The organism is Bacillus sp. GC_Bacil_1 (assembly GCF_026540675.1).
In the GTDB taxonomy this organism is placed as follows: Bacteria; Bacillota; Bacilli; order Bacillales; family Bacillaceae_G; genus Bacillus_A; species Bacillus_A cereus.
Map to the genome: position 1 here is coordinate 94,026 of NZ_JALNUG010000003.1, position 23,049 is coordinate 117,074.

Sequence of the window (23,049 nt, forward strand, 5' to 3'; positions counted from 1 at the left end):
CACATTCGTACTACTTGGTTCTTTTTTAAGCTTGCTCCTCAAAACGTCTTGCAATTTCCACAATAACTTGAACGGCTTTTTCCATAGTATCTACCGAAACATACTCAAATTTACCGTGATAGTTTTCACCACCAGTGAAAATATTCGGCGTCGGTAATCCCATATATGATAATTGTGATCCATCTGTGCCTCCGCGAATCGGATGAATATTTGGTTCAATGTCTAAACTTTTCATTGCTTCATATGCAATATCAACAATTTCTCTTACCGGTTCAATTTTTTCAAGCATGTTATAGTATTGATCATTCATTTCTAAAACGACTGCATCTTCGCCATATTTTTCTTGCATAGTCTTCACAATATTTTTAACGTTATTTTTACGTGCCTCAAAATTTTCACGATCAAAGTCTCGAATAATATAATACGCTTTACTTTGCTCAACATCACCATTTAAAGAAAGTAAATGATAGAATCCTTCATAGCCTTCTGTATATTCTGGCGCCTCTTCTACTGGTAAATACCCATTAAACTCCATAGCAAGTTTAGTAGCATTGCGCATTTTATTTTTCGCTGTTCCAGGATGTGTATTCGTTCCGTTAAACGTTAACTTAGCACCTGCAGCATTAAAACTTTCATACTCTAAACCACCTAATGGACCTCCATCCATCGTATAAGCGAATGATGCACCAAACGCTTCTACATCAAAATGCGCTGGCCCACGACCAATTTCTTCATCCGGTGTAAATGCTACTCTTATTTTCCCGTGCTTAATTTGCGGATTATGTATTAAATGGTTCATTGCAACCATAATTTCTGTAAGACCAGCTTTATCATCTGCTCCTAGAAGTGTTGTACCATCAGTTGTAATAATGGTATGTCCTTTATATGATGGTAATTCCGGGAACTGCTCTGGTGTTAACACAACATTTAGCTCTTCATTTAACGTAATTGCATTACCATCAAAATTTTCATGAATTTGTGGTTTGACGTTTTTCCCTGTAAAGTCTGTTGCCGTATCTAAATGGGCTAAAAATCCGATTACAGGAACATCCTTGTCCGTATTAGCTGGAAGTGTTGCCATTACATAGCCATTATCATCCATCGTTACTTCTGTTAACCCAATCTCTTTTAGCTCTTCCACTAATAACTTACCAAACTCAATTTGTCCTGGTGTTGTTGGTACTGTATGACTTTCTTCATTTGATTGCGTATCAATTTTTACATATCTCGTAAATCTTTCAATAAGTTCTTGTTTCAAGTTCATTCACTCCCTTTTATGTTTCTCCCTGCATTATAATCCTTAAAACGAAATATTTTAACTTTTTTGACTGTGAAGATATATATTTCATTTACATTGTTAACACTTTTAAACGAATGATAAAAAGACATAATATTTGTACATTAAAACTGTAACAGGTAACATACATAATTATAAAATATGGGAGGTTGTAAAGATGAGGCTAACTCTCTTTCGCTATTTTCTTTTTTTCTTAGGATTAATTTTCTTTGGCCTTGGAAACGCTCTTGCAGTCAAAGTTAAATTTCTCGGCTTGCACCCTTGGGAAGTTTTAAATATGGCTCTCTACCAAAAGTTTGGATGGACCATCGGTACGTGGAGTGTCATATGTGGGTTATGTCTCGTTCTAATATCTTTACTAGTAGATCGAAAATATATAAATGTGGGGACATTTTTGAATGCACTACTTATCGGTCCCATTATGGACTTTTTCTTACAATCAAACATGCTTCCAGACGCTAGTAATTATTTATGGATAAACTTACTCATTTTATTTTCTGGTATTGCCATTACAGGTATCGGGGGAGGTATGTACGTTGCGGCTGGGATTGGCGCTGGACCCCGTGATGGATTCATGCTTACTATTTCAGACAAAACAGGACTTTCTATTAGCCGTGCTAGAATCATAGTAGAATGTATTGTACTAGTTATTGGATTTATGCTAGGAGGTCCTGTTTTCATCGTAACTTTTCTGTACACCTTTATTCAAAGTCCAATCTTTCAGCAATCATTTAAGATGTTTCAAACACTTTTACATACTTTACATGGCAAAAAGAAAATTAGCGAACATATTTAAAGTACAGCTTAATACAAATAAATCCACCCTATTTACGACTCTCATCGCAAATAGGGTGTTTCTGTTTTTATCTCGCAATTTAAGAATATATACTACTCATTTACAATAAAAGTATATACATCATCATAAATACAGCCATTTACTTTAATCACATACTTCCCAGGTTTATTAAAACTAATTGTGTATTTATTTAACTGAATTGCTTCTTTATCTCCAGAAAGAATATCAATGCTTCTGCCACTTAATACATACAATTCATTTAGATTCATCGTTACATCAATTGTATTGAAATTTTCTACTTTCACTTGCTGTGCTTCCGCAACGCTTACACTTGGTTCTAAAAACAGTAGTCCACTTAATCCAATCGTCCCCGCTAAAGCAACTCCCGCAAACTTTTTAATCTGTTTCATTACAATGACCTCCTTATAGATTTTGCGTAAAGGTAATGTCCTCCCTTACACCACAAAGCCTATATGTAATGAAATGAAAAGTAAACGGGGACTGTAAGACAAAATTCTACATCTTTTTCTCCTATTGAATATAAATCCAACGTTTGGAGTTTTGACACATTTAAAATTGTTTCCCTAAACCAATTTCTCCATAATTTATTCAAAGACTGAATAATTACTTATTTATTTAACATTCTAACAATAGTTGATAAAGATGCTTTCTATTCAAAAAAAGACTTTGCTATAAAAGTAACTTTTACAACAAAATCCATGCAACTAATTTTATTCAGCTTTCCATAATCTCTCTACATTCATTAATTGTTCTTCTTTAAATTCCATCTTATATATATCCGGTTTTGACGTATTCATTAAAAATTCAAAACCATATTGTTTATCAAAATAGTTCATCATTAATGTCATGACAAGCCCATGTGTACCAATTACAATTTTGCATCCTCGAAAATCCATTAAGATTTCTTTTAATACTTTCACTACTCTTCTCTGGCAATCTACATATGACTCTCCTTCCGTTCGTGCGAAGTCCGGATTAGAGAACATCTTCTGTACAAGTGGATACACCTCCTTGTCTGATATAACCTGATCCTCACTTGAAAACATACACTCTTTAAGATTTTCATATACTACTATTTCTTTTTCATGGAAATTAGCTGACTCCTCTATCGTTAACATAGCCCGATTATAAGGACTGGAAATAAAAGTATCAATCCTCTCCGCTTTTAATATGTCAGTTACTCCACGGGCATCCATATGTCCCCTCTCAGTTAACCCGCGCATTCTTTCATTTCCTTCTAGTTTTGGTGATTCACCATGTCTAACCATATAAATATATGTGCTCATAATTTCTCCTTAAAATTTTTTATAAAGTGAAACTTTAATCAGCCCTCACTAATCGGGCTGCCCGGCAAATAGCGAGATAAGTTAATAAATCAAGTTCATTTATCCCATTTCAACACTTAGGGGTAATACTAAAATACTTTATAAACTGTGCTGATTTGTTCGTCTAATCCATTCTCCTACTAAACTCTCAAATAATTCAGGCTGCTCAATTTGCAAATTATGCCCTGCCATATCTAACACTGCTAACGTTGCCCTTGGATATTCTTCAATAATTTCTATAATATTTTGATAACCTACTGATATATCTTGTCTTCCAGTCAGTAAAAGAACGGGATTTTCATATTTTTCATGCTGAAAATCCATAGTAAGAGAGTAATTCTTTTGCAACCTTTCAATAAATTCATAATTAGCAACATCTAACCCAGGCTTAATTTCTTCTTTAAATCGCTTATATGTATATTCATTTGCTATTACAGCTAACTCACAAAATTCCTCTCTTTCTGTGGAAGTGAGCGTATTTAAAAATTCCTCATCTTGTACAATTACCTGTTTATCTGGAAGAATCCTTTTTTCTGGCTCCGCTACAACAACAGGACATACTAATAATAATCCGCTAACTCTCTCAAACATCTTTGTAAGTATACCTTTGGCTAAATAGCCTCCATATGATTCTCCTACCAATAAAAATTTTTCAGTAGAAATGATTTCCTCAATAAATGTGATAAGCACATCTACTATACGATTTGAACTATTTATCCAATTTGGAGCATTCGATTTTCCCATTCCAGGTAAATCAATATATATTCGCTTATAACCTTCATATTTCTGAAATACTGATTCCATACATTTCATCATTAACCTATGGTCAGGAGCGCAGCCATGTATGATAATGACCGGTTTACCCTCCCCCACAATTTCATAGTATATTTCTGCATCTTTAATTCGATATATCATAAAAAAACCTCCCTATTTAGTGGCAATACTATTCCACTCTGTAAGAATACACGTTCTTATTTTATATCTTTTCCTAACATTTCTACAAATATTAATTTTCAGACTAAAAATAAAAATCCCCATCATTTTATATGCAATTTTGCATCTCCACTTACAAATCACTAAAAAAACTTTACAATTCAAAGGATGACTAAATATACAATTTCTATTTAAAGTCTTGATACAGTCTATACTATCAACCGCAATATTTTTTCAACTTTAAGAATACTTATACTCTTTAACACTTTCCTTATAAACATGATTTTTATAAGGAAATCTGATACAATTCTTAAATAATATTATTATGTATAGATATAACGAACATAGTGCATAATTAAAGAAGGTGATTTCATTGAAATTAAATAAAAATTTACAATTATGTATATTAATCGGAACATTAATATGCTATTCAATCTATTTTATGTTTTTCTATCTGTTCCCTACTCATTTTTCAAATTCAGATGTACGCTTCGCTTCACTTGTCGTTGAAGCCATTACATTTGTATCACTGATTTACTCTATATATTCTAAAAAAGTCAGTTCAAATCCGTTTTGGATATGTATTACAATAGCAATTGGTAGTTTTTTATTAGGGAAAATAGTATATACATATCAAGATAGCTTCTTCGAAATTCCAATAGATCGTTTTACTATTTCTGATGTATTTTACATGTTTTTTCTATTTTTCTGTCTTATCGCTTTCTGCTATAAAATTTTAAAGGAATGCAATAAATGGGAAAAAGCGTTCTTTATTTGTGATATATGCATAGTGCTTACTTCCATATTTACATTAGAATGGTATTTATTTAATCAGCCAAATTTAAATATATTCGCTCTTTCACTAGGGGATGTTTTCCTTTCATTTTTATATCCAATTGCAGATTTATTATTTCTACTGCTAGGTGTTAGTCTCTTTTTCCGTCCAACAATTTTTAATTCCAAACGGAAAATTTATATATTTATTTTTGTATTAATAAGTTCTGCAACTTTTAACTATATTTATTTTTACTTAAATAACCACTTATCAACAGAAACAATAACATTATTACGTCTTTTATATAGAATACCTATATTACTTATTGCAATAGCTGGCTCTATTTCAGAAGATCATAATAGCCATAAAAATTATTTCATTGTAAACCCTATAATAGGAAAAAAAGCTTTAGTTGTATTTCCCTATCTTGCTGTTGCAATACTAATCGGGTTTACATTAAAAGAACAAACATCATCTTCAACTCTCATTACAGGGAATTGTATTACTTTTATTTTCGTACTCATTCGTCATTCTATCGTACGTATGCAAAACAATTCCTTAACAAAACGTTTGCAGGCATTTAATGCCCAACTAGAAGAAAAAGTTACTGTACGGACGTCTGATTTAGTTCATAAATCAGAGGCTCTTTCTCAAAAACAACAAAAGTTTAAATCATTATATGAATATCATCCTGACCCTATTTTCACCATTGATTTAAATGGAATATTCTTAAATGTAAATAAGGCTGGGAGTGTACTACTTGGGGCACCAACGGATGAGCTACTAGGTGAAACTTGTTTTTCAATCATTTTAGATGAAGATAAGCATAAGCTAGCATTGGCATTAGAAAAAGTGAAACAACAAGAATCGGCATTCTTACAACTTAGTTCTCAATATAAAGATGGCTTTACTTATTTTTTATACGTTACAATCATTCCTATTATAATAGACGGACAAATTTCAGGAAGCTATATTATGGTGAAAGATATTACTGCACTAAAAAAACAGCAAGAAGAAATAAAATATTTAGCATTCCATGACACTGTAACGAAAATTGGGAACCGTGCCTTTTTCCATAAGAAATTAAAGAGAGTTATAAAAAATGCTAAAATAACAGAAAGCGAGTTTGCATTATTATATTTAGATTTAGATCGCTTTAAAGCAATTAACGATACACTTGGACATTCGTCAGGAGATTACATATTAGAAGAAGTAGCAAAGCGATTCCAATCATGTCTTCCATCACATACTCATCTTTCAAGAATCGGTGGCGATGAATTTACAATCATAATTGAAAACTATACTGACGAAGATTACTTATTCCAATTATGTAACCAATTATTTGAATGCATGAAAAAATCATTTATCATACATGAGCATAAATTAACTTTATCACTGAGTATCGGTATCGCTATTTATCCACATTCCGGAATCGATACCGCTACACTTCTGAAAAACGCTAATGTTGCAATGTATGATGCAAAAGCAAAAGAGCTTAATTCTGTCTCTATTTATGACGATGTAATCGCTAAAAAAATTGAAAGACGATTACGATTAGAAAAAGATTTACCAAACGCACTACAAAATGAAGAATTGTTCCTTTTGTATCAACCTCAAGTTGATAGTGAATCTAATAAAATTATCGGTGCAGAAGCTTTAATTAGGTGGAATCATCCTGAATTAGGTATTATTTCTCCATACGAGTTTATTCCGATTGCAGAAGAAACACTACAAATTATTTCAATAGGAAAATGGACATTAGAGCAGGCTTGTAAGCAAATGAAACGTTGGCACGCACTCGGATATTCACATTTAAAAATAGGTGTAAATTTATCTGCTAAAGAATTTGAACAAGAGGATTTTGTAAAATCTATTTCTTCTACTTTAACAAATACAGGTTTACCAGCAAGCTCTCTTGATCTTGAATTAACAGAGCGAATTGCAATGATGGATGAGCGAGAAACATTGATAAAACTGCGCACACTAAAAAGTTTAGGGATTCACATCTCAATCGACGACTTTGGTACAGGTTATTCTTCGCTAGCCTACTTACCTTTGTATCCAATTGATACGTTAAAAATCCCGAGAGAATTTATTACAATGTCTGAAACATGTGATGATGGAATGGAAATTATTAAAACGATCATCACATTAGCAAATACATTAGGAATGTCTGTCATTGCTGAAGGTGTAGAAACAAAAGAGCACGTAAATTTCCTTCAAAAAAATAAATGTCAGTTTATTCAAGGTTATTATTACAGTAAACCTATTCATATTCATGCATTTACTGAGCTATTAGAAAACGGCATTCACCGATAGTACATAACTAATTAGAATAAATAATAATGAATTTGAACAAATATAGTAAAAAGGAAAGAAGATACCTTCTTTCCTTTTGTTTTTCTATTTACATTTCTATTACTTCACCACTTCATTTATTATATCTATTATTTGATGAATTCCCTCATCATTTGTTTTCTTATATCCATTCATGTTTTGAATATATTTCTCCTTATTTGTATACAACTTATTTACTGCATGTATAAATGTATTCGTACTTACTCTGTCTTGGAGTATAACTTCAGCATATCCTTGCCGTGAAAAATATTCAGCATTTAAAACTTGATCTCCCCTACTGGAACTGTTAGTTAACGGGATAAGCAACATCGGTTTCTTCAAAAATAACAATTCAGAAATAGCAGTAGAACCCGCTCTGGAAACTACAACACTTGCCATATTTAGTATATGCGGCAACTCGTCGCCTATATATTCAAATTGCATATACCCCTCCATGCCAATAGATGGGTCTACCTTTCCTTTACCACATATATGAATAATATTAAAGTTTAATAGTATTGTATCTAAACATTCCCTTACCATATCATTTATCCACTTAGCACCTTGACTCCCACCCATAATTAATAATACTGGTTTATCTTGCTGAAATTCACAATATCTTCTTCCTCGTAATACGTTACCCTTCTCAATTTCTTCCCTTACAATTGGTCCTACATAAACCTTCTTCTCATTACTTACATTTTCTCCTGTCTGAGGAAATGTTGTGCATAGCTTTGTAGCAAAAGGTAATGCTATTTTATTGGCAAGTCCTAATGTGCTATCTGGTTCACGTATAATTATAGGCACACGATTTAACCATGCTCCTATAGCTACAGGAACTGAAACAAATCCTCCTGCTGAAAAGATAACGTCAGGCTTTGTTTTCTTAATTAATTTATAACTTTGTAAACAACCTCGTATAATTTTAAAAGGATCTTTAAAATTTTCCCAATCCCAATATCTCCTAAGCTTGCCCGTTGAAACACTATTGTATTTAACATTTTGCACTAATGATTTTTCAATTCCATTTTTTGATCCAATATACTCGACTCTCCAGCCTTTCTCTATAAATTTAGGAATTAATACAATATTAATCATAACGTGTCCAGCTGTACCGCCCCCAGTAAAAAGAATCGTTTTGCTCATAACTTATACCCACCTTTATTATTAAAAATCTAGCTTTCTCTTTACCTTTTAAATGTAAATAAACTTATTATTTTTTATATAAATCTTTAACTCCACCTCTATATCTTGTAAAAGATCGTTAATGAGTTCATAAAAATCATTTCCATACTCACTACACTCGTATTGAGCAAAGATTTGAATCACATATCTAGTTTCCGTCTCTAATGCTGACTTTATTTGATTAACCCTTTTTTCTTCTACATACGCTTGATATTTATGTATTGCCTCATAAAGATGCAATACATGCGCTTCTTCATCTCTCCAATCCAACGTATCAACAATTGAAAGAAATAGCGTATTTTGATTATCTATTATTTCATAATCATTCATATATTTCTTACACCCTTTTTTTGTTTTTCATTGCATGCAGATGTCACTACACTTCGCATACTCAAGTACATCTTTTAATGATTGATGAAATTCAATTTCTGGGATCCAACCTAACCTTTTTATTTCCTCTATTGCTAAACTCTCATTTGAGTCGCTCCCATTTTTCTCTGTTTCCTCTATAAAAAAATTTAGCTGTGTTAATTCTTTATATTGTTCTAGTACATTTAATAAAGATCGTTTTACTCCTGATCCGATATTATATTGTTTTCCATTTATTCCATCTCGTAATAACACATGATACGCTTTAATCGCATCACGTACATCTAGAAAATCTCTACTATCTTTCAAACTGTTTACTTCAATAATGGATTTACTTCTACCTGATTCTATATCTAACATTTTCTTTGCGAGAATCGAACAAATGCCATTCGATTCCCCTGGACCAATTAAGTTTGAGGGCTTTGCAATGATAATATTTGAATCCATTAATCCTCCCCAAGCCTCTGCAATAATGACTTGCATCGTTTTACTTAAACTATATGGATTTGAAATTTTTATTTCGTTCATACTATCTGCTTGCAAAGCAGATCCTATAACTAATGTTCTACAATGCGAGGCTTCTTGCTTAATTGCTTCTAATAAATATAACGTTCCTATTACATTAATCTCTATATACTCAAGAGCAGCTGTCCAAGATTCTATAACCGAATTCCTTCCTGCTAAATGCAATACGTAGTCTGGCTTTATTTGTTTCATTACCTTCATTACTTCGCTCTTATTAGTTAAATTACAAGTAATACCATTTCTAATTTTTTCTCTATGTGCACGATTTTGAAACATAGGAATTACATGAAAGCCCTGCTCTAAAAAATATTGGCAAGCATGGCGTCCTGTGAAACCATTTGCACCAGTTATTAAAAGGCTCGCATTTTTTTTCATCGCAAAAACCCTCCTTTTAATAGCATTTGTTTCACCTCATGTTTTGCAAGCAAGTCTTGTTGAGAACTAAAACTCTTCACATCCACTAGCGGATAGCTAGAATAATATTCTTGAAGTCCTTCGATAGGAATCGTCGGTAGTACCACAAAATAATTTTGATCAAAACTTATACTTGTTTTACTCTCTACCTCAGATAGAAGCATTTCACTTAATTTTTCACCCGGTCTTATCCCTACCTCTTTCACCTTAATATTTTCTTTTTTTGAATCTTCAATTAATATTTCTGCTAAATCTGTTATTTTACATGCCGGCATTTTCATAACAAAGATTTCCCCGCCTCTACCTTGATATACGGCTTTAAATAACAATCCAACAGCATCTTCAACTGTTAAGAAAAATCTAGTCATATTCGCATCGGTAATCCCTACTTCTGAAGATCTTTTAATTTGTTGTTTAAAAAGCGGTACTACACTTCCACTCGTTCCTAAAACATTTCCACCACGAACACAAATGAATTTTGTTTTCTTCGTTTGTATATTCGCATGAACCATTAATTTTTCACCAATTGCTTTTGTCATCCCATACGTATTTGATGGATCAGCTGCTTTATCCGTTGAAACATATATAACTTTTTCAACTTGCATCTGTGTAGAGGCTTCAATTACATTTTGCGTACCATGTATGTTAGTTTTTATAGCTTCATAAGGATAATACTCACATACTGGAACGTGTTTTAAAGCTGCAAGATGGAATACATAATGTACACCTTGGCATGCATAGACTAGTTGATCTTTATCACGAATATCTCCAATAATAAATTTTAGCCTATCATCATTTATAAACTGTTGCTGCATTTCAAACTGAACCGTTTCATTTCTTGAAAAAATTCTAATTTCTTTCGGTGATTTTTCTAATAGTTGTTTTATAAGTTCATGCCCCCACGAACCTGTACCACCAGTAATTAAAATTATTTTATTTAACATTCCTTTTCCTCCTACGAAACATCTCAATTTAAATAATATTTATTGAATTATTTTCAATTGATTCAAATCATAATCGTCGTTTGTTACATTTAATTGACAAAATAAAAAAACAGAAACTATTAAACTTAGTTTCTGTTTTTCATTTCACCTCACAACAGTAAGATTTTTTATACTGTTTGCATGATAAATAAATTCCTTGTAAAAAAACACCGCTCATTTATTTCTTATACTCGTAATAAAATAAATAGAATGATTCATAGCCAATAATCATGTTTAAATTTATGAAAAAGGGAGGTAACGGAATGGACCGACACAATTCATATCATACATATAACGGACCTTCCAAAGCACTGCCTCTCTCCCTATTCGATGTAAAAAATGAATTGAAACAAAAAAGCAAACTTATTCCTTCTGATACCATGTATAAATTAACGAAAGAAGAGCAACTCATCATCAACAAAATAAAAATACAAACAGAACAGCTAAATAAAAATAATGTTACAAGAACACGCGCATACTACCAATTTTACATTCAATATCCAGAAATACATTGGGCACTGCTTGGGCATATGGTATCACGTAACGGCGGTTGGAATATGACTGATTTAAAGGGCGATTTATATACGAGAATTTTATCAGAGAAAGATCAATTCATATTTTTTTCTTTTTTAGAAAGAGGGAATTGGCTTATTTTCCAAGATGTATACCCTCAATTTTTACTTTACGAACAAAGTGTAAAGAGATCACAAAAGTTATTTCACCTTCTCCCTCACCTAAATGTTTCTACATTTATGGAAACGATGTGGAACGATTTTTGGAAAACAGGCAACAAAAAAACATTAGCGATTGCAACTATTGTTAATGAACAAAACTACTTAGAAAAAAGAGTGATTCAAAATGTACAATTTAAAAAGACTGTACTAAATAGTATTGGATTTAAACTCTTTGATTTCTTTCAGTTTAATCATATCCTTTTCCCATTCTACGAAAATGATAAAAAACAAAAAGTATTACTATTTGGTGATACAATGAAACATTTCACTTCCTTACATGAACGCATATTAATTGGAAAAAGATTGTATTCATTATTATTTCGAGATACACATGTTTTATCTCAAATAATAAGCTGGGCCCAACATCATCCGCATACAGGCTCAAGGAAAGATTACTGGCCCCATTTATTTTCAAGTGTAAATGAATCTTTTTCCCGTGAGTTTTATAAGCGCCGAATAAAAAAATGCCAGTTGCGAAGTGGCGCTTATCGTATATACAGTCCTTCACTCGTCTATGCATGGCGAGATATGAAGCATGAAGAAGTTGACAGTGAAGATTGGTTTACCGATTGGCAAGTTGTAAATTACTTAGTTGATAAGGAGGAAAATATAAATGGACAAATTACAGAAGACTACTGCAAAACACTCGAAAAAATTGAACTCGCAATTCTCGCAAAGAAAAATGTCCTCCTCCGAGAAGAAGAATGAGTTTCTAGCATTAGTAGTTACAATCTTTCTCTCTTCTATTATTGGAACTTGTTTAGATGCTTTTTTTGTTCATAAACAAATATATTCCTTTCCAGCTAGACCCTTCTCATCCACATTTTTAGTTAATATAGCTTTTACATTGTTCGTACTGCCGATTTTAACAGTTATCTTTATACACATTTCAAAAAAATTATCTAAAGTTTCTAGAATTCTATTTATTATTTCGATCGGTATTTGCGCTAGCCTTTTTGAACAGATTGCTGAAAGTTTAGGTTTATTTGTACATAGTGCGAATTGGAACCATACATATTCTTTATTTGGTTATATGATTTTTTATTCTTTTATTTGGAACGTATATAATTGGATAAAAAAATAAAGAGACCATTATAGGTCCCTTCTTAAGCATACTCTTCCATTATTGCTAATGGTGCCAGTGTTTGAAGGCTTTTAGAGCGTAAACGATAGGCAACGACTTTCTTCTTATATTGCTTAATGACATCAACATGTTCCTCATAGCTATATAGAGAAAACCTAATCTCTTTATTCCCTTTCTTCGTATCAATGACTATTGGTGTCCCTTCTCCGTGCGGCGGGAAATAATGTTTATCTAAAAACAAAGCCTCATTAAATTCATGAATAACTTGTAGTTTCATTTCTCCCTCTATATTTTTTCCATCTATCGATATAGAAGTATTTTCCGCCTCAAGCTTTTGATGCAATTCAAATTTACTAATAATTGATTCTACAACAGAAGTGGGCATGCTAGAAACTAATACTTTAATAGCTCCAAAAACAAATAATGTAACTATAAACCATGTTGTCATTGTTATCATCTCCATTACATTTAAAAAATAAATTTCGTTCCATACGGTATTAGTATACTAATGAGTATTCCAGTTACAATCATCGTTACCGAACCGATAGTCGCTTCTTTCTCGCCTTCCTTCACTAAACGGCTCACACCGATAATATGTGATGCACAGCCCATTCCAACTCCTTTTCCAATCGTACTTGTTATACTGAAAAGCTTAAGTACTGTTGGTCCGATAATAGCACCTGTTATTCCTGCAACAACTACAAAACTAGAAGTCATAGATGGAATACCACCAATTTGATCCGCTAATGATAAGGCAATAGGCATCGTTGCTAACTGTGGTAAAGTAGTTAATATAAGTTCCTTATCTATATTTAAAATTCCGCCAATCACTACATTCATACCCGTTACAGCCACTATACCTATTACTACTCCAATAAGTATCGATAAAAAATTTTTCATAAGTATCTTTCGCTCTTTAAATAGAGGTATGGCTAATGCTACAATTGCAGGGCTCAATAAGCTTGAAAGAATGTCTCCTCCATTTTCCCTATACTCATGATGAGAAATACCAAAAATCAAAAATAAACAAATCATAATTGCCGTAACTGTTAACACCGGTAACGTAAATGCAAACGTAAATTTTTTATATAGCTTTGTCGCCAAGAAATAAATTGCTACAGTAATAATAATTAAGACCATTTGAATCGTGCACCTTGTCGATTTTATTTTTTTGTTGTTATTAATAATTGACTTATATACCCTGAAACAATCAAAGTTACTACAGTACTTGCAACTACTAAAAGGAATATAATACTCCCCTTACTTAAAAGAAAAGACCCGTATTCCATCAGCCCTGTTGTCGAAGGGATTAAAAATAACGGTAAAAATACGATTAACTTTTCCGCACCTAACTCAAACCATTTTAACGGTAAAATGCGAGTGGAAAGGAGCAGGAACAGCATTAACATCCCTATTAAACTTCCCGGTATTGATAGATGGAATATTTCCTGAATCCACGTACCCACTAAGCTAAATATATATAGCACGCCTACTTGAAGTAAAAGCATCACGTACTTCATTTCTTTCCCTCATTTCACTATCACACATCCATATTATGAAATTTCATTTAGCGTGTCGGCAAACCGTTTAATTCCAAGTTGAATTTGTTCTATATTCGCTCTACCAAACGTAAATCGTATATATTCATTTTTCGAACCTAAAACACTGCCCGGAACAAATGCGACACCATTCCGTATAGATTCACCTAATAAGTGATATTCATCAAACTTTCCTTTCACTTTACACCATACATGTATTCCACCCTCTGGCACGAAACATTCAACTCGGTCTCCCAATGTTCCTTCAAGCTCTGCAATTAATTCATCTCTTCTTTGCTTCAATTGTCCACGAAGTATCGTAATATGTGTATGAAAATCCTTTGATTCTAAAAATTGATTTGCTACCCACTGCGTAAATACACTATGGCCAAAATCAACTTGTTGCTTTGCATCTGCTAAACGCTCAATTACACGTGTAGGACCAATTATCCATCCAATACGTAATCCTGATGCAACAATTTTTGATAATGAACTTATATAAAGAACATTTCCATTTTGGTCCATTGATTTTAATGTCGGGTTCACTTCTCCATTAAAAGAAATTAAACTATACGGATCATCTTCTACAATTGGTATACCGAACTCAGAAGACAGTTCTAAAATTTTTTTACGTCTCGCTAATGAAAGCACAGTACCTGTTGGATTTTGATAATCTGGATTCAAAAATACCATACGAATGCGATGCTTTTTGTGCAAATCGATTAAGTCATCTGGATTCATTCCATGCTCATCAACAGGTAAATGAAATATGTTTAAACCGGCCGATTTAAACATTGGAAGCGAAAAACAATATGACGGATCTTCAATCGCAATCGCATCGCCAGGTTTTAATAAACATTGAACGATAAGATTAAGCGCCTGTTGTGCTCCAGACGTAATAAGAATAGAGCTTGAATCTGCTTCAATTTGTTTATATTGCTGAACATGTGCTGCAATTGTTTTTCTCAACATCTCATTTCCAAGTGGATGGTCATAGCCGAGATTTTCCATAAATGTTTTCTCCGCCAAAATTGTTCGAAATCTATCACTCGGAATTAATTCTGGTGACAGTTCACCACTCGCTAAATTAATTAAATCATCTTTTTGTGTTTCCGTTCGAATTTGTTGAACGAGTGGTACGTTAGGTAAGAACGATCCATCCTCCACGTACCTACCCCAGTTCGGTATTCGTTTATGTGAGACACCCCATATGTCTGTATTAACCCGTGTTCCGCTTCCCTTTTGCCGTTCTACTACTCCAAGTGATTTTAATTCTTCATACGCAGCTACTATTGTACTCCGGTTCACCTGTAATTCCTTTGCCAATATACGCTCAGAAGGTAACTTACTATCAGAAGGAAATTCACCTGAAGAAATGCCTCTTTCAATATAATCAGCAATTTGTTTATATACAGGTGTCTTATCTGCACGATTTGGTTTCCATTCCATCTAGTTTCCTCCTTTCAAAACGAACTATCCTCATTTTTTACTAACAGTATTCACCGTAAAAATAGTATTAATTAGTCACATTTTCTTATCCGTAAATGGATATATCCAAAATGGTTCTCTTTCTGATTACTCAATAGCTTCTGAAATTCCAACTTCATACTCTCATTTCCAGTTCTTTTACAAACTATCAAATCATTACCGCATACCATGTTACCCCGGCCAGTAGAACAAAAAGAAGAAGAATATAGATTGCAGATAAGTTTTTCACATTTCTTTTTGTAGACTTACCGTAATTCTCCTCCACGTTTCTTGCAACTAGTACAGTCCCAAATAGCGATACAATTACAATAATAACGACTAGTGAAATTGCAAAACTCATTGTCTTTTCACCTCTCTAAGACCTATCTATTTTAATTAAAGAACTTACATAAAAACCTTCCTCTTTAAAACGTTGATAACATACTACCTTTCTTCTCTTATCATAATAGATGTTTGCAAAAAGCGGACCAACCACTTTCGTGTTTTTTTGCTCATCCACTTAAAAAATAAAAAGCAACTGATCACTTAGGACCAGTTGCTTTTTTCACACGATAATTTTTCATTTAAAATTAATTCGATTTAAAAGTTTCGCCTTTTCATAATGAAACATCGACTGAGATAACTCAAAAATTGTTCCATTTACAAGATACACTGTATTTTCAATAAGAAGCGCCGGATCACCTTCATTTAATTCTAAAAGCTGTGCATTTTCTTTATTTACTTTTTCACAACTAATAACTTTATCAGCAAAACCAATATTTAATCGTAAATCTTCAATGAAATAACTGTATACAGAGCTTAATGCTATTTCTTCGTTCAAATATGGAATAATATCCTTTTTGAAATAACTTACTTCAATAGAGAATGGTTTAGCATCTACAATTCTTAAGCGCTTCAAAAAATACAACCTAGTTCCAGCTTCGCATTGCATCCGCTTTGCTATCTCTTCGTCCGCATCTATTACTTCCAGCTCTAACACTTTCGTTTCAATATTTTGTGAAACAAGATTTTTCGTTAATCCACGTAAACTTCCTAAATTAATGTAATCTGTTACAGAAGTTTCGCGTAAAAACATGCCACTACCTTGCACTTGAAAAATATAACCTCTATTCACAAGCTGACTAATTACTTTACGTATCGTATTACGGCTTACTTCAAATCGATTCATCAACGCTTCTTCTGTAGGTAGTTTTTTCGTTTCATTAAAAAGCCCATCTCGAATGTTTTGCTCTAACACATCTGCAATTTGTTTATACTTTGCACTCATACACTTTCTCCTAAAATACTCTTTTATCTGTTATAACTCTTCCCCTCTCGTTTCGATCACACATTTATACCAATGAAACGAAAGTTTCTTCTTACGTTTTAAGTTATCATTATGATCGACAAAAATAAAGCCATATTGCTTTTTATATCCATTTAACCAACTTAAAAGATCAATCACTGACCATGCATAATAACCTTTTAAGTTAATTCCCTCTTCAATTGCACGCTTCATTACTTTTAAATGCGCTTCAATAAATTTAATTCTCGGAACATCTACAATTTCTCCGTCAATGATTGGATCTTCATCACCAAGTCCATTTTCCGTTACATACATCTTTATGTCACCGTAACGCGCTTTCAACATATGCAATCCCTCTAAGAAACCTTCGGGAGATATTTCCCATCCCCATTTTGTATATGTTTTATCATCCATTTTAACTGTTCGATAAAAACCATCAAAAGAAGGGTTACCTGGAGCAAGCGTTGAGTTTTCTCGAGAATGTTCCTCACTCTTTATATCCATATCGTATCTTTCTACTCGTATTGGTTGATAATAATTCAAGCCAATAAAATCATTTTCTTCTGCATTTTGTTTAATGATTTCTAATTCTTCAACCGTCCAATTAGGAGTCCATCCTTTTTCCTTTAATTGTTGTACAACATAAGACGGATACTCGCCCTTTAAAATTGGATCATAATACCAATACGTTTCATATTCATTCGCATGATTTGCTGCTTGTATATTTTCTTTTTGATCATCCACACTATAAGCAGGTAAGAAAACATGTGTAATCCCAATCTCACCATATTGTTTCAGCTGCTTGTACACCGCAACTGTTTTCGCATGTGCATAAAATACATAATGAGTCGCTTGAAAATACTTTGGAACATCATTTTGGATTCCTGGTGGATGTGCACCTTTTAAATAACCTAATCCACAAAACATTACTGTCTCATTAAAAGTAATCCAATGCTTAACTCTGTCACCAAATGCCTTAAAACAAGTTTCTGCATATTTTACGAAAGCCTCTGCTGTTCTTTTATTCGTCCATCCACCATCTTTTTCTAACGGTAATGGTAAATCCCAATGATATAAAGTGACAAACGGCACAATCCCGTATTTTAAACATTCATCAATTAAGTTGTTATAAAATTCAATCCCTTTTTCATTTACCTTTCCATCTCCAGTCGACAATATTCTCGCCCAAGAAATAGAAAAACGATACGATTCTAATCCCATCTCAGCCATTAAGCGAACATCTTCCTTATATCGATGATAATGATCAACAGCTACATCACCATTTGTTCCATTGTATGTTTTGCCAGGAATTTTTGAAAACTCGTCCCAATTCGTAACACCTTTTCCATCTTCATTCCATGCACCTTCTACTTGATAAGAAGCTGAAGCAGCTCCGAATAAAAAATCATGTGGAAACTTCATAGTATATACCTCCATTTCATTACAACAAATCAAATTCAATCATACATATAAAATTTATAGGTACAAATTTTATATGTATGATTATATCTTATGTTTTTATTTTTTTCTATTATAAAAGTACAATTTCTATTGTTGGTTATTGGAAAAGAAAAAGAAGCGATATATTTTATCGCTTCTTACTCTCATCATCTTTATTCTTTTATTAATGACTTATTCGCTCTTATAACTTCTTGATACAATAATGGTGACCACTTTTCATTTATGTAGTCTTGAATTACCCAGCCCACTCTCAAAGGATTCTTTTGTTTTATATAGTTTGCAATTTCAGGATTTATATAAGAGGCATAGTAATACGGACTATTCCATGCTGTACCACCAGAAGACAAGCTTGTAAAATTAATATATAGATGATTTAAATCCTCGCTATTGTTCATCGTTTCATCCATCGTATCTTTAATAGATTTTACTTTCTCATCATAATTCACTTTATATTTATCTTGTACTGTTACATTTACATTTTGGTTTACAGTTGTGGTAAACGTCTCATTATCTGGCCAATAAAAATTATTATATCCTCCAGATTCATTACTACCACTATATCTTTTTAGTAGTACAATTTTCCCACGAGCATCTCCAAGTTTTATATTTCCTTCTGTTTTTAAAAAGATAGGATCAACAAAATAATTTTTTTCAAACGTACTACTAAATGAACCTTCTGCCCCTTTCATATCCTCATACTCTTTTTTTAAAGACATAATAATTGTTTCACTCGGGTTATCTTTTAAAAATTGTTTCGCTTCATTTATGAATTCATGCAGTGTTACGTAAAGATATAATGGCCCATGATGAAGAACTATCGTATTATCATCTGTTAAACGTCCTCTTATATCAAAAATGCGAGCTCCATGGTCCATTTGATAGCGAAAATCATATTCTTGCGTCATTCCCCACACTTGCTTAATCGGATTTTGCAACTTGAACGTCCCACTATCGTGTGTTCCTGGAATTGAAATTCGTGCTAACGGGATATTATCAGGTATAGGTTGCATCCATTTTGACCAATTTTCAAGCTCATTAACAGAGCTAGCTGCAACTACTCTCTTATCATGTAAAGCAAATACAAATGTGATAAATATTGTACTACATATGAATAATTTCAAAATTAACTTCTTATTGCTCATTATTATCCCTCACTTTTTCTGTTTTTACATCAAACTTATTGAATATAATATAAGCTAGTTCATAAAAAATAAATAACATTTCATCAATATGAAATATTGCATAGAAGTAAAGTTAAAAAATCATTCACATATACTAAATTAGAAAAATTTAAAGGAACTTCATCTGAAGTTCCTTTTGCTTATTTTATGTTCAATACATATGAACCATCTTTATTCTCATATTTATAGACGTATAAATAATATTTCCCTGGCTTTGCATTATAAGTTCCTTTAACTACATTTCCTTCATTTTCACCATATGCTACATAGTTATTTAAATCTGATTCATGATGAAGTACCCATGTCATTCCGATATTTTGTTCATTTAGTAGAGAAATATTAATATTTTCCGGTGAGTCAATTTGGAAAGTAAATACATCTACTCTATCACTATTATGTAGCGTTCCTTTCACCGGTGTATGAAAGTTAACTTTATTTGCCTGTCTAGGCTCATTGTTTGGTTCATTTTCTGTTACTTGTAACTCATTCCCACCGTTTGGTTTTCTTTGTTCATAACCTAAGTTTACTAGTATAGACTTCAAATCTGGTAAAACACCAATTTTATCTGCATATGGATCTTTAGATTTTGTTCCTGTGCTCTGGTTGCTTAATATTGCTCTTAGTTCACTTGGTCTATATGGTTGTCCTAAATTTTCTTTAGCAATGCTTTGTACTAAAGTGGCTGCCCCAGCAATAATTGGCGAGGCACTAGATGTTCCGCTAAAGCTTGAAGTATAAAGATTTACAGCACTTCTACTTTGCTCAGCTGTAGTTGTATCTACATTTTCTCCCCATCCGTACACATCAATACGGCTTCCATAATTCGAAAACCACATACGTTCATGAGGGAAAGATGAAGAGCCAGCTCCTACCATAATTGCACCCGAATCTTTAAAATCTTTACTATTACGATTTAAGACTTGCTTACCTTTTCTATCTTTGAACTGATCTAAATCATTCCACCCATTTGCTCCAGCCTCTATAATTACAATTCCCTTATCTGTACCAGCACGAATTGCATCAAAAATATCTGGTTGTACTTCAACAGGTAAATATTTATCACCATATCCATCAAAGGATGCTTGCGCCTCTAATAATAAAACATCCCCAGCTTCTAACTCATTTACAGCGCTTAATATTGCATCAGCCGTATTATACTGTCCGTTATCTCTTATTTGAGAGATAACCTTTGCTTTCGCTTTTGGCGCAATCCCAATATTCCCGACTTCATTGTCCTCAGAGGATACAATTCCTAGTACAGACGTCCCATGACCGACATGCTGATTTATATTTCTTCCAGACATTAATTCAATATTTTGATGTAATAAATCCTCATGATTTAATAGCCATCCGTATTCCATATCAACAAAAGTAATACCATTTCCATTACCGCCTTGAATTCCCCAGGCGAAAGGCGCATTAATACCGTATGGGGCTGCTTCAAGATAACCTTGTTTTTTAAATCTAGGATTGTTATTAGGATTAAGAGCTACACTTGATGATTGCACTTCAGGTGGCATTATTTTCTCTTGTTTCTTCATATACGCATCTTCTATTAAAGAAGATGCCTTTAACTTATCTACTATTTCTTCATACCCACTATTTTGATTTTGAAGAATATAGTAGTTTAATAAACTTGTAGATACATGATTAGGTGCTTTCACTTCAAGGTTTTGTATTTGTTCCGGGCTTACAGATGTGAATAAACGAGTAAATGTTACATCTGGATATTCTGTCAAAAGATCTTTTATTACTTTATCATTCGTTTGAGATTGTATTCGTTTTTCAATACCATCTTCATATGGCAAATCCAAATCCGCTTTAAATTTTACAATGATTTGCTTATCTGTTTCTTGTTCTATCCCTAATTTACTCTGCTGTTCTATAGAATCAGCATATACACTATTGATAGTGCCTCCTGTTCCTAAAAGTGTTGTAATGATTACAGTTGACGCACACATTTTTTGAAATATTTTCATTACATCAATCCTCCTATTAATAATTATTAATCATTATATTAATCTATAATGATTAATTCTATAACGTATTCCCTTTCTACTAAATAGATTATAGTAATCAGAAATATGAACTTCAATGTATTTTCATATGCAATATTTCATATTCTGACTCTACACTAAACGAATATGAAACTTATAGTGATTATTTATTTTATATGTGCTAATATACTTACATTAATATATTACGCATATACACATTCCAAACTACATTACTTAATCGTTTCACCTTAATTTTTTCTTAGGAGGATTTACAATGAAATTACTAAAAATAAAACATATAATTCCTTTATCTGCGGCCGCAATTACATTCGTATGTAGTCAAAGTACAGCTGAAGCTTCTACCATTCATACAGTAAAAAAGAACGATACACTTTGGGGCATTAGTAAACAATACGGAGTTTCAATACAATCCATTAAACAGGCTAATAATAAAGGAAACGATAAAACCTTTATTGGCGAACAGTTACATATTCCAGGGTCCGTGAAATCAAATGAAATCACTGTTCCTCAAAATGCCAAGCCTGCGAACATTTCTGAACAAATTATTTATCAAGTACAACCGGGAGATTCATTAGAAACGATAGCAAAGCGTTACAATGTCACTGTCCAATCTATAAAACAAATGAACAATACAGTCGGAAACAAGCTTTATACAGGACAACATTTAAAAATCAACTCAAGTATTTCACAAAAAGAAAAAGACTTAATGGCACGCTTAGTTACCGCTGAAGCAGGTGGCGAATCCTATAAAGGAAAAGTAGCAGTAGCCAAAGTTATACTAAATCGTGTAAATGCAAAAGGTTTTCCAAATACAATAACAGGCGTTATTTATGAACCTATTAAATACGGATATGCATTTACTCCTATTACAGATGGAAGAATTAATCAACCTGCAAGTGCAGAAGCAAAAATGGCTGTAGAAGAGGCTATCTCCACAAATGGAGTAGATTCAGACTGGATTTATTTCTACAATCCAAAAACATCAACGGACAAGTGGATTACGACACGTCAAACAGTAGCAGTAATTGGTAATCATGTGTTTGCTAAATAAGATTTAAAATCATTAACAGACCTCTTCACTTAAAAGGTCTGTTTTTTTCTATGTAAGATGTTATTAATCATATGACATAGTTATTTTTTTAACTGTTTCTTCTTTCAAATAAAAATTTTTGTATTTACTCCACCACTCGTAGAAATTAATAAAGCATCAAGTTCAAAAACTCCCACTTTATTAATAAAAGCTATTTCTTAACTTCATAAAATTGTTATACACTAGAAAAATAAAAAACAAACTATTCGT

22 protein-coding genes are annotated in these 23,049 nt (G+C 32.6%); 5 read left to right on the plus strand and 17 right to left on the minus strand.

Annotated elements, in window-relative coordinates; all coding sequences use genetic code 11:
* Positions 1 to 25: 25 nt before the first annotated feature.
* Positions 26 to 1,258 carry a peptidase T gene (gene pepT / locus OXT04_RS05870; RefSeq protein WP_000807014.1) on the minus strand — a complete coding sequence of 411 codons (1,233 nt, stop codon included), beginning with the start codon at positions 1,256 to 1,258 and terminating at the stop codon, positions 26 to 28.
* A gap of 196 nt (positions 1,259 to 1,454) precedes the next feature.
* Between pepT and OXT04_RS05875 the strand changes: the two genes are divergently transcribed.
* Positions 1,455 to 2,093 carry a YczE/YyaS/YitT family protein gene (locus tag OXT04_RS05875; RefSeq protein ID WP_001241256.1) on the plus strand — a complete coding sequence of 213 codons (639 nt, stop codon included), beginning with the start codon at positions 1,455 to 1,457 and terminating at the stop codon, positions 2,091 to 2,093.
* A 92-nt stretch (positions 2,094 to 2,185) separates the two neighbouring features.
* Here OXT04_RS05875 and OXT04_RS05880 read toward each other — a convergent pair whose 3' ends face one another.
* The 3 genes from OXT04_RS05880 to OXT04_RS05890 form a co-directional block, all read right to left on the minus strand.
* A complete protein-coding gene (locus OXT04_RS05880) occupies positions 2,186 to 2,503 on the minus strand; it encodes a hypothetical protein (protein ID WP_000809495.1) in 318 nt (105 codons plus the stop codon).
* 321 nt (positions 2,504 to 2,824) lie between these two features.
* Positions 2,825 to 3,400 (minus strand): histidine phosphatase family protein, encoded by a 576-nt coding sequence (locus OXT04_RS05885; RefSeq protein WP_267413899.1) that lies wholly within the window; start codon positions 3,398 to 3,400, stop codon positions 2,825 to 2,827.
* A gap of 138 nt (positions 3,401 to 3,538) precedes the next feature.
* Positions 3,539 to 4,354, minus strand: coding sequence for an alpha/beta fold hydrolase (locus OXT04_RS05890; RefSeq protein WP_046392965.1), 816 nt, complete (start codon positions 4,352 to 4,354; stop codon positions 3,539 to 3,541).
* A gap of 391 nt (positions 4,355 to 4,745) precedes the next feature.
* On the opposite strand from OXT04_RS05890, the gene OXT04_RS05895 reads away from it, so the two are divergent.
* Positions 4,746 to 7,466, plus strand: a complete 2,721-nt coding sequence (locus tag OXT04_RS05895; protein WP_044307328.1) for a putative bifunctional diguanylate cyclase/phosphodiesterase — start codon at positions 4,746 to 4,748, stop codon at positions 7,464 to 7,466.
* 99 nt (positions 7,467 to 7,565) lie between these two features.
* Here the strand turns inward: OXT04_RS05895 and OXT04_RS05900 are convergent, their stop codons facing one another.
* From OXT04_RS05900 to OXT04_RS05915, 4 genes are read right to left on the minus strand one after another with little or no spacing between them, the layout of a single operon-like run.
* Positions 7,566 to 8,630 carry an undecaprenyldiphospho-muramoylpentapeptide beta-N-acetylglucosaminyltransferase gene (locus tag OXT04_RS05900; RefSeq protein WP_053563777.1) on the minus strand — a complete coding sequence of 355 codons (1,065 nt, stop codon included), beginning with the start codon at positions 8,628 to 8,630 and terminating at the stop codon, positions 7,566 to 7,568.
* Positions 8,631 to 8,678: 48 nt separating this feature from the next.
* Positions 8,679 to 8,999 carry a DUF6572 domain-containing protein gene (locus OXT04_RS05905; protein WP_065229228.1) on the minus strand — a complete coding sequence of 107 codons (321 nt, stop codon included), beginning with the start codon at positions 8,997 to 8,999 and terminating at the stop codon, positions 8,679 to 8,681.
* A 27-nt stretch (positions 9,000 to 9,026) separates the two neighbouring features.
* Positions 9,027 to 9,938 carry an SDR family oxidoreductase gene (locus OXT04_RS05910; protein ID WP_088025022.1) on the minus strand — a complete coding sequence of 304 codons (912 nt, stop codon included), beginning with the start codon at positions 9,936 to 9,938 and terminating at the stop codon, positions 9,027 to 9,029.
* Positions 9,935 to 10,921: a UDP-N-acetylglucosamine 4,6-dehydratase family protein gene (locus tag OXT04_RS05915; RefSeq protein ID WP_063537109.1), complete on the minus strand. Its 987-nt coding sequence runs from the start codon at positions 10,919 to 10,921 to the stop codon at positions 9,935 to 9,937. The genes OXT04_RS05910 and OXT04_RS05915 overlap by 4 nt, the downstream gene beginning before the upstream one ends.
* Positions 10,922 to 11,223: 302 nt before the next feature.
* Here OXT04_RS05915 and OXT04_RS05920 point away from each other — a divergent pair, with 302 nt between their 5' ends.
* Complete coding sequence (locus OXT04_RS05920; RefSeq protein WP_090977236.1) at positions 11,224 to 12,402, plus strand: DUF2515 domain-containing protein; 1,179 nt, start codon at positions 11,224 to 11,226, stop codon at positions 12,400 to 12,402.
* Complete coding sequence (locus OXT04_RS05925; RefSeq protein ID WP_015406501.1) at positions 12,377 to 12,778, plus strand: CBO0543 family protein; 402 nt, start codon at positions 12,377 to 12,379, stop codon at positions 12,776 to 12,778. The genes OXT04_RS05920 and OXT04_RS05925 overlap by 26 nt, the downstream gene beginning before the upstream one ends.
* A 22-nt stretch (positions 12,779 to 12,800) precedes the next feature.
* On the opposite strand, the gene OXT04_RS05930 is transcribed toward OXT04_RS05925, so the two are convergent.
* From OXT04_RS05930 to OXT04_RS05970, 9 genes are all read right to left on the minus strand, one after another.
* The gene (locus tag OXT04_RS05930) at positions 12,801 to 13,226 is read right to left on the minus strand and encodes a YfmQ family protein (protein WP_000214633.1); all 426 of its coding nucleotides are present in this window, start codon (positions 13,224 to 13,226) and stop codon (positions 12,801 to 12,803) included.
* Between the two features lie 20 nt (positions 13,227 to 13,246).
* Positions 13,247 to 13,918, minus strand: coding sequence for an LrgB family protein (locus OXT04_RS05935; protein ID WP_074625419.1), 672 nt, complete (start codon positions 13,916 to 13,918; stop codon positions 13,247 to 13,249).
* 23 nt (positions 13,919 to 13,941) lie between these two features.
* Positions 13,942 to 14,298 carry a CidA/LrgA family holin-like protein gene (locus tag OXT04_RS05940; RefSeq protein ID WP_000878380.1) on the minus strand — a complete coding sequence of 119 codons (357 nt, stop codon included), beginning with the start codon at positions 14,296 to 14,298 and terminating at the stop codon, positions 13,942 to 13,944.
* Positions 14,299 to 14,331: 33 nt separating this feature from the next.
* Complete coding sequence (gene pdxR / locus OXT04_RS05945) at positions 14,332 to 15,765, minus strand: MocR-like pyridoxine biosynthesis transcription factor PdxR (protein WP_000454956.1); 1,434 nt, start codon at positions 15,763 to 15,765, stop codon at positions 14,332 to 14,334.
* Positions 15,766 to 15,952: 187 nt separating this feature from the next.
* Positions 15,953 to 16,144, minus strand: coding sequence for a hypothetical protein (locus OXT04_RS05950; RefSeq protein WP_000006458.1), 192 nt, complete (start codon positions 16,142 to 16,144; stop codon positions 15,953 to 15,955).
* Between the two features lie 219 nt (positions 16,145 to 16,363).
* Positions 16,364 to 17,071 (minus strand): GntR family transcriptional regulator, encoded by a 708-nt coding sequence (locus OXT04_RS05955; RefSeq protein ID WP_001274912.1) that lies wholly within the window; start codon positions 17,069 to 17,071, stop codon positions 16,364 to 16,366.
* 30 nt (positions 17,072 to 17,101) lie between these two features.
* On the minus strand, positions 17,102 to 18,511 hold the full coding sequence (locus tag OXT04_RS05960) for a glycoside hydrolase family 1 protein (protein ID WP_090977235.1): 1,410 nt from the start codon (positions 18,509 to 18,511) through the stop codon (positions 17,102 to 17,104).
* Between the two features lie 191 nt (positions 18,512 to 18,702).
* Complete coding sequence (gene plcA / locus OXT04_RS05965; RefSeq protein WP_000066297.1) at positions 18,703 to 19,692, minus strand: phosphatidylinositol diacylglycerol-lyase; 990 nt, start codon at positions 19,690 to 19,692, stop codon at positions 18,703 to 18,705.
* A gap of 179 nt (positions 19,693 to 19,871) precedes the next feature.
* Positions 19,872 to 21,710, minus strand: a complete 1,839-nt coding sequence (locus OXT04_RS05970) for a S8 family peptidase (RefSeq protein ID WP_090977231.1) — start codon at positions 21,708 to 21,710, stop codon at positions 19,872 to 19,874.
* A gap of 292 nt (positions 21,711 to 22,002) precedes the next feature.
* Here OXT04_RS05970 and OXT04_RS05975 point away from each other — a divergent pair, with 292 nt between their 5' ends.
* Positions 22,003 to 22,800: a cell wall hydrolase gene (locus OXT04_RS05975; protein WP_090977230.1), complete on the plus strand. Its 798-nt coding sequence runs from the start codon at positions 22,003 to 22,005 to the stop codon at positions 22,798 to 22,800.
* Positions 22,801 to 23,049 lie beyond the last annotated feature (249 nt).